This window comes from [Clostridium] symbiosum (assembly GCA_036419695.1).
Taxonomy (GTDB): Bacteria; Bacillota; Clostridia; order Lachnospirales; family Lachnospiraceae; genus Otoolea; species Otoolea symbiosa_A.
The window spans coordinates 1,450,861-1,463,867 of the sequence record CP143946.1 but is presented as its reverse complement, the minus strand read 5'-3'; the positions used below and the strand labels follow the sequence as shown (position 1 = coordinate 1,463,867).

General features: G+C 51.0%; 10 protein-coding genes. 1 reads left to right on the top strand and 9 read right to left on the bottom strand.

What is annotated here, in order from left to right; translation table 11 throughout:
* Nucleotides 1-629: 629 nt before the first annotated feature.
* The 5 genes from V3C10_06775 to dapF (V3C10_06755) form a co-directional block, all read right to left on the bottom strand.
* Nucleotides 630-1,412, bottom strand: a complete 783-nt coding sequence (locus tag V3C10_06775; protein WVP63511.1) for an N-acetylmuramoyl-L-alanine amidase — start codon at nt 1,410-1,412, stop codon at nt 630-632.
* Between the two features lie 116 nt (nt 1,413-1,528).
* On the bottom strand, nt 1,529-2,341 hold the full coding sequence (dapF, locus tag V3C10_06770; protein WVP63510.1) for a diaminopimelate epimerase: 813 nt from the start codon (nt 2,339-2,341) through the stop codon (nt 1,529-1,531).
* Between the two features lie 55 nt (nt 2,342-2,396).
* Entirely contained in the window at nt 2,397-2,942 is a 546-nt protein-coding gene (locus tag V3C10_06765; GenBank protein WVP63509.1) for an ANTAR domain-containing protein, read from the bottom strand.
* Between the two features lie 150 nt (nt 2,943-3,092).
* Nucleotides 3,093-4,397: a glutamine synthetase family protein gene (locus V3C10_06760; GenBank protein ID WVP63508.1), complete on the bottom strand. Its 1,305-nt coding sequence runs from the start codon at nt 4,395-4,397 to the stop codon at nt 3,093-3,095.
* A gap of 206 nt (nt 4,398-4,603) precedes the next feature.
* Complete coding sequence (dapF, locus tag V3C10_06755) at nt 4,604-5,476, bottom strand: diaminopimelate epimerase (protein ID WVP63507.1); 873 nt, start codon at nt 5,474-5,476, stop codon at nt 4,604-4,606.
* Between the two features lie 233 nt (nt 5,477-5,709).
* On the opposite strand from dapF (V3C10_06755), the gene V3C10_06750 reads away from it, so the two are divergent.
* Entirely contained in the window at nt 5,710-6,561 is an 852-nt protein-coding gene (locus V3C10_06750; protein ID WVP63506.1) for an AraC family transcriptional regulator, read from the top strand.
* Between the two features lie 775 nt (nt 6,562-7,336).
* On the opposite strand, the gene ytvI is transcribed toward V3C10_06750, so the two are convergent.
* The 4 genes from ytvI to ptsP form a co-directional block, all read right to left on the bottom strand.
* The gene (ytvI, locus tag V3C10_06745; GenBank protein WVP63505.1) at nt 7,337-8,467 is read right to left on the bottom strand and encodes a sporulation integral membrane protein YtvI; all 1,131 of its coding nucleotides are present in this window, start codon (nt 8,465-8,467) and stop codon (nt 7,337-7,339) included.
* 34 nt (nt 8,468-8,501) lie between these two features.
* The gene (locus V3C10_06740) at nt 8,502-9,692 is read right to left on the bottom strand and encodes a pyridoxal phosphate-dependent aminotransferase (GenBank protein WVP63504.1); all 1,191 of its coding nucleotides are present in this window, start codon (nt 9,690-9,692) and stop codon (nt 8,502-8,504) included.
* Nucleotides 9,693-9,720: 28 nt separating this feature from the next.
* On the bottom strand, nt 9,721-11,007 hold the full coding sequence (locus V3C10_06735; protein ID WVP63503.1) for an O-antigen polymerase: 1,287 nt from the start codon (nt 11,005-11,007) through the stop codon (nt 9,721-9,723).
* A 266-nt stretch (nt 11,008-11,273) separates the two neighbouring features.
* Entirely contained in the window at nt 11,274-12,986 is a 1,713-nt protein-coding gene (gene ptsP, locus V3C10_06730; protein WVP63502.1) for a phosphoenolpyruvate--protein phosphotransferase, read from the bottom strand.
* Nucleotides 12,987-13,007: the final 21 nt, after the last annotated feature.

The following is a 13,007-nucleotide window of genomic DNA, read 5'->3' as shown; positions in this document are numbered from 1 at the left end:
TAAGGTAAAAGATTCACGACTACATAGTGGCCGCGACAAGACCTCCCCCTTACTTGACGAAAGAGACAATCAGCCCCTGAAGCCGGCGGACGGGGCAGTCACCTTCACTGAGTCTTCAGTCCCGTCGACAACCTGCCCGGGGAAGGAGGAGAAAAACTTTCCGAAGGGTGACCTTGAAGCCCGCCGGTGCTTAGCGAGGTCCTTTCGAGCTTAGCATCCGCTGTGCGCTTCACAAGCGCGAGCGAGTCCCCGCAGGAAAGTCTTTCTCCGGATTCCCCCTCACCACAACCTACAAACCGGGACTGAAGACTCATATCCACCCTCCCACCACCCCGTCCGCCGTCTTACAGAGGCGTCCTCGCATCTCAATTAAATCCTTATCTCCTCCCATCATACTACACCTTTCCCCCAGCTTCAATTACATCCTGAAAACCATCAATATCAGAATCAGCCCTCCCCCTCATTTTAAAAAGCCCTCCCGTTACACACAGGAGGGCGCAGACCAAAAACAACTGTATTCCTTACCGGGAACTATAATCAAAAATTCCCACTTTTACTTCACAATAGCCAAATCACCAAAAGCAGAGTTTAAAACGAATCCATAAAAACCAGGGATAAACGGGCAGTTTCTAATTCACTGCCGGTCCATGAACCATGACCGTCGGAAATCCCATTTCTCTCAGTTCCTGTTCCATCTTTGCAGCATTGTCAATGTCGCTAAAGGCTCCGACTCTGACTCTGAAAAGTCCATCTCCGGATACCAGATATGCCGGAAATCCTTCCGCCTTCAGTTCTTCGAGCTGCTGCTCAGCCAGGGAGCGGATGCGGTAGGCGCCTGTCTGGATCATGTAGAATTGTTCTTCCTCTTCCTGCTGTCTGATCACGTTCAGTATTCCGGTTGCAATCGCATTTGCGATCTCGTCAAACTGTGCGTCAAACCTTGCATTATCTTCCGGATTGTCGATAAAACCAGCTTCCACCAGCACGGCCGGTATCTGCGTTCTGCGAAGGACCACCAGACCGGGTCTTTCAAAGGTTCCCAGATCCGTAAAGCCCGTTTTGGCAAGTTCTCTATTGATGGAAGAAGCCAGTTCTTTGGCAAGTCCTTCTTCTCTGTACACCAGCGTCATTGTGCCGGAGCCTGTTCCCGGCTCTGCGGCTGCATTTCTGTGGATGGACACGAAAAAATCCGCATCGGCCGCGTTTGCCATATCTGCTTTTTCATAAGGCGAATCATATACATCCGTAACCCTTGTGAAAATGACTTCAACACCGTTATTTTCCAGTATATCCCCGACGGCCAGCGCCAGTCTCAGATTGTCGTCCTTCTCCTGTCTTCCTTCGAAAACTGCTCCCGGATCGTATTCGCCGCCGTGTCCGGCATCTATAACCACTCTCTTTCTTATATCCAAAAGAAAAACTCCTCTCACATACCTTTGTACTATTAAAGTATGTGAAAAGAGTTAAAAGTTGCCTTATTCCTGCTTTTATAGACGAAAAACCGTTACAGAAATTTTCACGGACGCCGTTACAGCGTATATTCGCCGTTAAATACCTCCACTGCCGGTCCCGTCATATACACGGTATCTTTTTCCCGATCCCATGTGATGGTGAGACAGCCGCCCAAAAGCTCCACTTCCACCGTGTCGTCCGCATATCCGGCCAGAATGGCGGCCACTGCGGTGGCACAGGCGCCGGTTCCGCAGGCCATCGTCTCGCCGGAACCCCGCTCCCAGACGCGCATCTTGATGTGTTTCCTGTCGATCACCCTGATAAACTCCGTGTTCGTCCTGTCCGGGAATTTATCGTGGTGTTCAAAGCCGGGACCCATTTTCTCCAGGTCCAGTTTTTCAATCGGCCCGCCGAATTCATTTTCAAACAGCACAGCGTGGGGATTTCCCATGGAAACTCCGATGAAATGATATTTCTTCCCGTCCACTTCTAGCTCTTCAAACAGTTCCGAGGTCTGAACCGGTTTTCCCATATCCACGGTGACGGCCGTCACTTTTCCGTCCTCCACCTTCATATCGAGGTATTTGATCCCCGACGCCGTCTCAACGCTGATTTGAGGCCTGTCTACGATATGATGGTCATAGGCATATTTTCCCACGCAGCGGACTCCGTTGCCGCACATGGCGCCTCTGGTGCCGTCCAGGTTGTACATATCCATCTGACAGTCCGCCACATCCGACGGTTTAATCAGAATCAGGCCGTCGGAACCAATTCCGAAATGACGGTCGCTCACCGCTACCGCCAGCCTGGACGCATCCTCCACCTTCTCCTCAAAGCAGTTCACATATACATAGTCATTGCCGATTCCCTGCATCTTTGTAAATTTCATATTATTTTATCCTCCCTGATTCTCCGCGCACACTGTGAAACGCCGAATCAATTTATCATTTGTAAAGGCTCAGCACCATCCTGGCCGCCTCCGCAATCCCCGTTCCGCTGTCCATGCTGCATTTCTGCAGATATTTGTGCGCCTCCGGCTCCGTCATGCTGTTGCGGCTGATCAGGAGTCCCTTCGCCTGGTCAATGGCCTTTTTGTCATCCTCATTTCTCATGGACTGGCGGTTTCTTTTAAGCTTGCGCTTCTCTGTCTGCATCCGCTCTATCATGCGCACCGTGGACATCAGATCACACATTTTAAACGGCGCCGGCAGACATACAATCTCTCCCATATTTTCACCGCTCCATCTGGCGGGTGAGGCGATCAGGAGCATGTCAAAGCCCGGCGGAAGCTGGCGGCTCAACTGGCGGCAGGTCATGTCGCCGAACCTGAAACCGCTGATCACGATCCCGCTCTGCAGATCATCCGCCTGAGCGAGAACCTGGGAACCGGATGTACAGGACGCCGTCACCTGCAGTCCGTTTTTTATTAGTATATTTTTAATATTTCTTCCATCTTCCGGCCTGGAAAATGCCACTATGACGTTGATCACACAGTTTCACCTCGCTGTTTTCATGCCGCCCCCTGTGTCCCCGGTCTCCTGCTGCGATAAAAGTCCTCATTTACACTGCGTTTAAGTCTTCATTTATACCGCGTTTGAGTCTTCATTTACACCACGTTTGAGTCTTCGCTTACACCGCGTTTAACAGCGGTAAAGGTATTCCTGAATCTCCCAGTCGGTCACAAAGGAACAGAAACGGTCCCATTCCTCCTGTTTGCCCTCCCGGTACATTCCGCAGAGCGTTTCCCCGAACTCTGTTTTGGCAAATGCGTTCCCGTCCAGTTCTCTGAGGACCACGCCCAGCGTCTCCGGGAATTTCGGGTTTTCATCACATTCCGAGGCCCGTATCTTTTTCTCAATTCCATCGAGCCCCGCGGCCGCAAGCGCAGCCAGGACAAGATAAGGATTGGCCGACGGATCGGGAAAAAGCGCCGTGACAGTTACAATCCCGTCCTTGTCCTCCGTATAGCGCACCGCCTTATCAGTGCCTTCCTCCCAGATGGTCGCCGGAAATTCGGGCTGGACTGCATTGTATTTCTCCGCTGCAAGGCGTTTGTAGGAATTGATCAAAGGGTTGGTAAATATCATCATCTCCCGTAAATGTTTTAATATACCACAGCGGAAATACATGGCCGTCTCTTTATCAGTATTGCCATTTTTATCGCGGATTACAATGCCCGTGTGAAGACCCGAACCGTCTCCGTTACCGTTCGGCTTCGGCATAAATGCCGCATGCAGCCCGTGGCGTTTTGCAATTCTCTTCACCGCCGTCTTAAACGTCTGAAGATAGTCTGCGGCTTCCACACCGTAGCGTACGGGAAGCAGAAAACAGTGCTGTCCCGGAGTTGTTCCGTGGTGGCTGCTCTCCACCTCCATCCCAGCCTCCGAAAGGCTTAACATGATGTCGCGCCGGACGCTCTCGGCCAGGTCAATCGGCCCCGCATCGTAATATCCTGCGACCTCGTGGGTGACCGTTGTCGGCCTCCCCTCATCATCCGTATGAAATAAATAAAACTCACATTGAAAGTCAAAATAAAGACTAAGGCCCAGCCGTTCGGCTCTGTCGATCGTCGCTTTTAAAAGGCTCCTTGTATCAATCGGGGACGGGCTGCCGTCGGAGTTCATAACGTCGCAGATTACCCCGGCCACATTCTCCTGTCCCGAATCCCAGGGAAGCATCTGGTATGTTGCCATATCCGGTTTCAGGTAAAGTCCTGTATTCTCCGCCTTATCCTGCAGACCGGCGGGAAACGGAAGAACTGCTCCCTCCTTTCTCAGGCCGCCCAGAGCAAATCGGTTGATTGGATAACCGTCCGCCATCACCTTTTGGGACTGTCCTCGGGTCATCTCCACCATCTTGAGCCGGCCGAATAAATCCGTAAACTGCAGTTTCATCAAATCGGCTTCTTCCTCTAAAAAACATCCGTCTATTCTCTCTTTATCCATATTTATTTCTCCTTATGCGATACAGGGCGGACAGCAAGACGCTTCGCAGGGCAGCGCGCCCGCTTTATCGGGTATGGCTGCCCGTAAACTGCAGCCGCCCCGTACGCCTCACACCGTTTTCCAAAATACGTCAAAAGGAGCCGTACCGGTTCCGGCACAGCTCCCCGACCTGCTTAAACTATAGCAGTCTGTTTTTTCTCTGTCAATTATTTTTTTCCGTGCATCGCACGCAGTTTTTCGGTCAGTTCGGCTCCCAGTGTGATGGTTCCCACATAGCCGACTTCGCCTACCATGTATACGGTTCCGTCCTCTTTAATCTCCACTTCCAGGACTCCGCCGGGCATGTGGACATACATGTTATTATCGGCCAGCCCCAATTTGAGCGCCGCGCAGGCAGCCGCACAGGCACAGCTTCCGGAGGCCAGAGTATACCCTGCCCCTCTCTCATAAATTTCAATCTGAATATTGGTCCTGTCCAGCACATTGAGAAGCTGTGTATTCACCTTCTCAGGGAAATAGTCGGCATTCTCGGAATGCTCTCCAATCCTGCACACCTGCTCTCTGGAAATCTCGCTCATCCAGATTACACAGTGGGGATTGCCGATGGAAAGACAGGTGGTCACATAAGGAATCTTCCCAAACATCATGGTCTGGTTGACCATCTCGCGGCGCTCTCCCGTCACGGGAATCTCATCACTCCAAAAGGTTGGGCGTCCCATGGATATCTTAACCCTGGTCCCCTCCTCATTGAGATAAAAAACATTCTCCTCCCCGCTCATGGTCATCCAGGAAACGCTGGTCTTCTGCACATAACCGGCATCCTTTAAATACTTTGCAAAGATCCCCATGCCGTTTCCGCTCTTCGGCACTTCACTTCCGTCCGGATTCAAAATCTTTACATACATCTTCTCCCGATCCAGATAGGGACCTGCAAGAATTCCATCCGAACCCACTCCAAAGTTCCTGTCGCAGATCAGTTTAATGTTCTCCTCACTCAGTTTCAGCTCATTCTTATTCGGATCATATACGAGATAATCATTTCCCATGCAATGGTATTTCTCAAATGTAACCTTCTTCATTGACGTATCCTCCCGGTTCCGGCGCACTACGGCGGCTATTACTACACACTGTCTGCACTTTTAAGCCACGGCTGCGCTGGCCTTCTCCACGGCACACTCAGCATCCGGCTTAACAGACATACCTTTGTTTATATCCATTATATACTGAAGGAAAATAAATTTCTACAATTATTGTGCTGCAAATCTTACAAATAATGCTATAATGGTTACGAATATCAGAAAGGAGGGGAAATATGGATTCCTATGAAAAACGCGGCTATCTGGACCGGGAATTCCGGCTGTTCCATCTGGCGGCCTGTCTGCCCGACGACATCAACTACCATTACCATGATTTTGACAAAGTCCTGATCTTTTTAAAGGGCGACGTGGACTATATTATCGAAGGCCGCTCCTACCATCTGAACCCCTACGACATCGTCCTGGTCGGCCACCACGCCATCCATAAACCGGTGATTGGCTCCGATGAAATCTATGAACGCATCGTCGTATATCTCTCCCCCGACTATGTGGACAGTTTCCGTTCCGAAAACTGCGATTTAAGCCGCTGTTTCCAGGATGCCAGGGACCACTGCTCCGATGTCCTCCGCATCAGTTCGCTGAAAATCAGCTCCCTGTACGAGAGTCTGCTCCGTCTGGAAAAAGCCTGCCGTGAAGATGGCTATGCCAAAGAGCTGTACTGCCGGATCCTGTTCCTGGAATTCATGATCCACCTGAACAGGGCCGCCGTAGAAAACCATCTGGAATATGTAAGCACCAGCCCCGGCAGTGAAAAAGTCCTGGAAATCATGCGCTATATCTCCGAGAACCCATCCTCCGACTACACAATAGACAGCCTGGCGTCCCGTTTCTACCTCAGCAAATACCACATGATGCGCCTCTTCAAACAGGAGACAGGCTACACCATCACCAGCTACATCAACGAAAAACGCCTCCTGATGGCCAAAGAACTCCTAAACCGCGGCGTCCCGGTCACCGAAGTCTGTTACCACTGCGGGTTCAGGAATTATGCGGCGTTTCTGCGGGCTTATAAAAAGACGTTTGGGGAGAATCCTAAGGCGGGGAAAAAAGGGGGGAAGTTTAGTTGAGATGTGAGGACGCCTCTGTAAGATGGCGGACGGGGGAGTGGGTGGGTGTGGATGAGTCTTCAGTCCCGGTTTCAGGTTGTGGTGAGGGGGAATCCGGAGAAAAAAATTCCTACGGGGACTCGCTCCCGCTTGTGAAGCGCGCAGAGGATGCTAGGCTCGAAAATACCTCGCCAAGCACCGGCGGGCTTCAAGGTCGCCCTCCGGAAAGTTTTTCTCCTCCTTCCCCGGGCAGGTTGTCGACGGGACTGAAGACTCAGTGAAGGGTGTTGCCCCGTCCGTCATCTTCAGCGGCTGATTGTCTCTTTCGTCAAGTAAGGGGGAGGTATTGTCGCAACCACTACATAATTGCAATACTTTTACGTGCTGACGGTTTCTCCTGATGATTCTTCCCATACCAAACAGGAGGCATTCTCTAGCCCCTCAAGATAACATAGTGGCCGCGACAATACCTCCCCTTTTGAAGAAGCAGAACAATTCAGCGGCCGCAGGCCGGGTTACGGGATGGCGAAAACCTTCGCGTCTTCAGTCCCGGCCATAACCTTCCCGTGGGGAATCCGGGAGAAAAAGATTCCGGAGGGAACCTGGGAGTTCATTGGTACTTACCGAGGTCTTTTCGAGGTTAGTACCACTATGTACTCCGAAGAGCGCAAGCGTTTCCCGCAGGAACTTTTTCTGCCCGGATTTCCCACCCACGACAACTTACCAACCGGGACTGAAGACTCATAACCTCCCTCTCACCATCCCGCCCCCGACCTGACGGCGGCGTTCTCATTCCTCAATCCCCTCCCCCTTTTCTAAACTCACTAACCTCCCGAATCAACATCTTCATATTCTCAATCATCGAGTCAAATGCCCCGTATTTATAGAAGTTGATAAACACAAGCCCAATCGGCACCGCCAGGATCATTCCGGCTATTCCGCTCAGTTTGAATCCCATATACAGGAGGAAGAGCGTGAGAAGCGGCGGCAGCCCCATGGAGTCTCCGACTATCTTCGGCTGGATAATCTGGCGGACTACCTGGGTTGTAATGTAAATCAGAATCAGCCCCACGGCGTATGGGTACTCCGCAGAAAACAGCTTCACAACAGCCCAGGGGATCAGGACGGTTCCCGTTCCGAAAATCGGAAGGAAGTCTAACAGGGCGATAAAGATTGCCAGCAGCAGACTGTATTTCACTCCCAATATTAACAGTCCGGCCGCGAGGATGGCGGCCACCACAAACATAATCCGAAACTGCGCCAGGAAGTAGCCGCCGATCAGGCCTCTGGCGTCTTTTTTCAGATATTCCGCATAGCGGAATACAAACGGCGGCAGCGCCGCTCTCAGGACGCGGAGAATCTTCTCACGCTCCGCCAGAAACAGGTAAGATGCCAGAATCATGATAACCGTATTTACCATGACATTGGGAATCCGTTTTGCCACATTTCCCGCAATCTCCACCGTTGGGGCGGCGGCTTTGGAAAACAGAGTGCCGATGGTTCCTCCCAGATTGTTGGAGATTTCCAAAAGCGGTTTCTGGAGACTGTCCGGCAGATAGGTGAGCAGCTTCTGGCTGTTCTGAATCGCATTCGATATTTCGCTGAGCGCATTTTCATAGAGCAGCGGCAGGTCTCCGACAAAGCCGGCTAACTCCGAGTAAATCCAGGTAATAGCCAGATACAGAAGACCGATTACCAGCACAAGCACGCCCACGATAATTACCATGGAACCGTGGCGCCGAACCAGCTTTAAGTGGCGTTCCAGAAACCGCACCAGGGGATTGGCAATCATTGCGATAATCCAGCCGATCACAAAGGGCATAAAAAAGCTCAGCAGCTTTGGTCCCAGAAAGCATACAAGGCAAAGTCCTGCCAGAGGAATTACAATATTTAAAATCATCCTGAGATATTTTTTTACATCCTCCAACGCACAACACCTCCCGAAGCCGGCATTTTCCGGCTTAAATTAAATGGTAATGCTCCGCGATCTTTTTAAATGCCGCCATGGAGCGTTCAATTCTTTCATAAGCAACACAGTAGGCAATTCTCACATATCCCGGGCAGGCAAAAGAGCTTCCCGGAACCACGAGCACATTAAACTGCTTCGCCGTCTCACAGAATTCTTTTTCATCCTCCACCGGTGATTTCACAAAGAGGTAAAAAGCCCCCTCCGGTTTGATGCATTCAAATCCATATCCCTTCAGCCCGTTGTACAACAGGTTTCTGTTCCTGTCGTAGGCAGCCACATCCACCTCCGCATCCACGCAGCGTTTGATGACTCTCTGCATCAGGGAAGGCGCGTTGACGCAGCCCAGGACCCGGTTGGCTATCGTAGCGGCCTGAATCACGTTCTTACTGTCCTCCATCTCGTCCGGGATGACCAGATAGCCGATACGCTCTCCCGGCAGGGACAGGGATTTGCTGTAGGAGTAGCAGACCACGGTATTATGGTAATAGTTTGTCACCCAGGGTACCACAGCTCCGTCATAAGCCAGCTCCCTGTATGGTTCATCTGAGATCAGGACGATGGAAATCCCCAGCTCCTTCTCCTTCTTTTCCAATACCGAGGCGATATTTTTAAGCGTTTCATCGGAATAAATCACGCCGGTGGGATTGTTGGGAGTATTGATAATAACGGCTTTTGTCCTGCCGTTAATCTTTTCCTCAAGTTTCTTTAAATCAGGCTGGAAATCGGCCGTGTTCGGGGGAACCACCACCAGTTCTCCGTCGTAGTTGCGCACATAGGAGCCGTACTCCACAAAATACGGGGCAAATGTGATGACCTGGTCACCCGGATCCAGGATGGTCTTTAAAATTACGTTAAGGCCGCTGGCCGCCCCCACCGTCATCAGGATATTCGCCATCCCAAACGACGTGTGAAACCGTCTGTTCAGTGAATCCGCTATCGTCCCGCGGACATCTTCATATCCGGCATTTGACATATAACCGTGGATAAAAAGAGAATCTTCCTCTTTTATTATATCCGCAATTGCCTGATTTACTTCGGCGGGCGCCGGTACGCTGGGATTTCCCAGGCTGAAATCAAATACATTTTCGGCTCCGTGGATGGCGGCAAGTTTTTTTCCTTCTTCAAACATCATTCTGATTGCAGAGTTGTTCTGCATAAGTGGTATCATTTTTTTTGAAATCATCTCTCATATCCCCTTTGCTTCGTGGTAATCAGATGGTTCCCCAGCGCCTGGACGTCGCAAATGCGATCGCCCCCGTGGCCGCCAGATAGAACCAGGTTGTCGGGTTGCTGTACCAGGTGGTGAAAAAAGACAGCATCATGTAAATTGCGATCTGGGAATAGAACAGATACGTAATCGGATTGCGCACCTTTTTCATCTTCTGCATCAAATAGAAAGCCAGTCCCCCCAGAATGCAGGAAAGACCGAGCACTCCAATGATTCCGAAATCATAATAGGCGTCATAAAATATGGTCAGGGTGGTCAGTTCCTCGCGGTTGACAAAGTATGGGAAATTCGTCAGCGCGGGGAATTTGAATTTAAGCCCGGTTAAAGTCCACAGCGGAGCCAGCATCTTGAGGCCCCAGGAATGACTGTCCAGTCCCTCCACCAGACAGTTGAAATTGTCATAATTGTTTGCCACATACATATAGGGCTGGGTAATAAAAATCGGCATATTTTCATTCTTCATCTCAAAGACCGCATTCAGATAGGACACGTCATGGCTCCTCGCGACGGTCAGCAGCAGATAGAGAGGCACCAGGGCCGCCATCGCAAAGACCGCGTAGAGAAGGTTCAGCCTTCCGTCCATCTGTATGTAGGTCAGGACGGCCAGGATCACCGCAAATATCAGCTGGAATCTGGAAACACAGAGGAGCGGAACGGCCAGGGACAGCAGGCCCATCACCGCCATTATGATGCTTTTTATCCTGTCCCTTCCCCTGTTAATACAAAAGTATATTACGCACATGGACGGCACCAGAACACAAGATACGGTAAAATAGTGGATTCCCGTCAGATGAAAGGCCGAATAGGCATGCGGCACTCCCCTGACAAACAGCGGCACAAAGCCCAAAGCCGCCGCCTCAATCAGGAAACATCCGAAGGAGACGATCGTCAGGCCGCAGGCACAGAAAAAAACGGACTGCTCGTAATTGCCGAACCCGTTGTACCGCAGCGGACTCACCCGATCCACTCCCAGGTAATGCTCCAGGAACCGGAAGGTGCAGTAAAATCCGGCAAATGCCGCCAGAAAACAGAGCCAGGTCACAGGGGACCAGCTTGCCCCCAGTCTGCTCAGCTTCAAACAGGCCAGTCCCTGCCCTCCCACCCAGGAGAGCGAAAAGAGCCCCCGAAGATTCAGCATATTTTCTGTTTTTCTGTAATCCTCCATATAGAGATACACGGCTGCCCCTATCAGTCCGGCTCCGGACAGATAAAAATGGCCGCTTAATGAAAACAGCCATGCGGCCGCATAACACAATAGGTAAACTGTCATAATTTCATCCTTTACGGTATTTCTGTATTTTTAAAAGGCATCAGCAACGAAAAGTAAGCTTCGCGATCTTGTCACTGCCACTCAATGCCAAATGCCGCATAATCATAATTTGTAATGATACAATTATAATTATGCGGCACCTCTTCTCCTCAGTCAGATAAATGCACGGTTCCCAACGCTGCCATAAACGGCTGTGTTACAAACTGCAGCATATCCGTTCATTCACGGTCGGAAAAAAGGCGGTATCCCGTGTTTCGGCCACTTTCTCAACCCCTGACAAATTCTTTCATTAACTGTTCAATCTCGGCCGCCGTCACAAGGCTCATAGCCTTATCCGCAACCGCTTTCAGCTCTTCCACGCTGTATTCGGTAATATATTTTCTTGCCTTCAGGATGGCCGATGCGCTCATACTGAATTCGTTAAGCCCAAAGGCCAGAAGCAGTGGAATCATCAGCGGATCACTGGCAGCCTCACCGCACATTCCCACCATGATGCCCTCTCTCCGTCCGCACTCGATAATGTGGCGGATGCTCCGCAGGACAGCCGGGTTGAACGTGGAATAAAGGTAAGATACCTTATCGTTGCCGCGGTCTACCGACATCGTATACTGTGTCAGGTCATTGGTGCCGATACTGAAGAAATCGACTTCTTTGGCAAACACATCCGCCATCAGGGATGCTGCCGCCGTCTCGACCATGATTCCGACCTGAATCTCTTTGTTGTATGCAATTCCTTTTTCATCCAGTTCTTTCATGATGTCGGTTACAAGCGCCCTTGCCTCCCTGTATTCTTCAATGCAGGTAACCATTGGCACCATAATCTTAATATTGCCGAAGGCGCTGGCTCTTAAGAGGGCGCGAAGCTGCGGGCGGTAGATATCGTCTTTTCTGTCGAGACAGAAACGGATTGCCCTGTAGCCCAGAAACGGATTCTCATCCTTCTTAAGACCCATGTAAGGGATTTCCTTATCGCCGCCGATATCCAGGGTCCTGATAATCACGGGTTTGCCCTTCATGGCCACAGCTACCTTCTGATACGCCTCAAACTGCTCTTCCTCGGTCGGCATCTCATTCCGGTCCATAAACAGGAATTCCGTCCTGAAAAGGCCGATGCCCTCTCCGTCATAGGCAATCACCCGGTCCACATCCTCCGGTTTTCCGATGTTGGCCGCTACTTCCACCGTCACGCCGTCCTTCGTGGTGCTGGACATGCCGATATATTTCTTAAGCTCCTCTTTTTCCTGTAAATAAACACTTCTCTTCTGTTCGTACTCTGCACGCAGGGAACTGTCGGGATTTAGAAAAATCTCACCCGTCTCGCCGTCCAGGATCAGTTCGTCTCCGTCCTTCACCTCGCTGAGGATTCCCGCTGCCGCCACAACGGCCGGAATCTCCAGCGCCCTGGACAGGATAGCCGAGTGGGAGGTGCGTCCTCCGAGCTCCGTAACTATACCAGTCACATTGGACGGATTGATTCCTGCGGTCACGGACGGGGTAAGGTCCTCCGCCATCAGGATCGTCCCGGCCGGAAGAAGGGATACGTCCACCGACTGGACTCCCAGAAGCAGCTTCTGCATTCTTGTCTTAATGTCTCTCATATCCGCAGCTCTCTGCTGCATCAGTTCATCATCCATGGAAGCAAACATATCCGCATACATATTGCAGACTGTCTCCACCGCAAATTCGCTGCAGACCTTATCGTTTTCAATCTGGTTCTCGATTTCGCCCGTCAGCATCGGATCCTGTAAAAGCATTAAATGACCGTTCAAAATCTCAGCTTCTTTTTCACCGATTCTGGATGCCATGTCCTCTGCCAGGACGCTCACATCCGCGATGCTCTGTTCTACCGCCTTTTTAAAACGTAATTTCTCTGCTTCTGCATCTTCTACCGCGGTATTCTCGATCACGAGCTGCTCTTCTTTCAGAATGACAGCCCTGCCGATGCCAATACCGGCCGATGCACCTGTTCCTCTTGCCATTGTGGTTCCTCCTCTTTCCGG

Bases quoted from the DNA above. Each gene is read 5' to 3' on its own strand.
- dapF (WVP63510.1), bottom strand. From the start codon at position 2,341: ATGAAATTTACAAAGATGCAGGGAATCGGCAATGACTATGTATATGTG.
- V3C10_06760 (WVP63508.1), bottom strand. From the start codon at position 4,397: ATGGATAAAGAGAGAATAGACGGATGTTTTTTAGAGGAAGAAGCCGAT.
- dapF (WVP63507.1), bottom strand. From the start codon at position 5,476: ATGAAGAAGGTTACATTTGAGAAATACCATTGCATGGGAAATGATTAT.
- V3C10_06750 (WVP63506.1), top strand. From the start codon at position 5,710: ATGGATTCCTATGAAAAACGCGGCTATCTGGACCGGGAATTCCGGCTG.
- V3C10_06740 (WVP63504.1), bottom strand. From the start codon at position 9,692: ATGATTTCAAAAAAAATGATACCACTTATGCAGAACAACTCTGCAATC.
- V3C10_06735 (WVP63503.1), bottom strand. From the start codon at position 11,007: ATGACAGTTTACCTATTGTGTTATGCGGCCGCATGGCTGTTTTCATTA.
- ptsP (WVP63502.1), bottom strand. From the start codon at position 12,986: ATGGCAAGAGGAACAGGTGCATCGGCCGGTATTGGCATCGGCAGGGCT.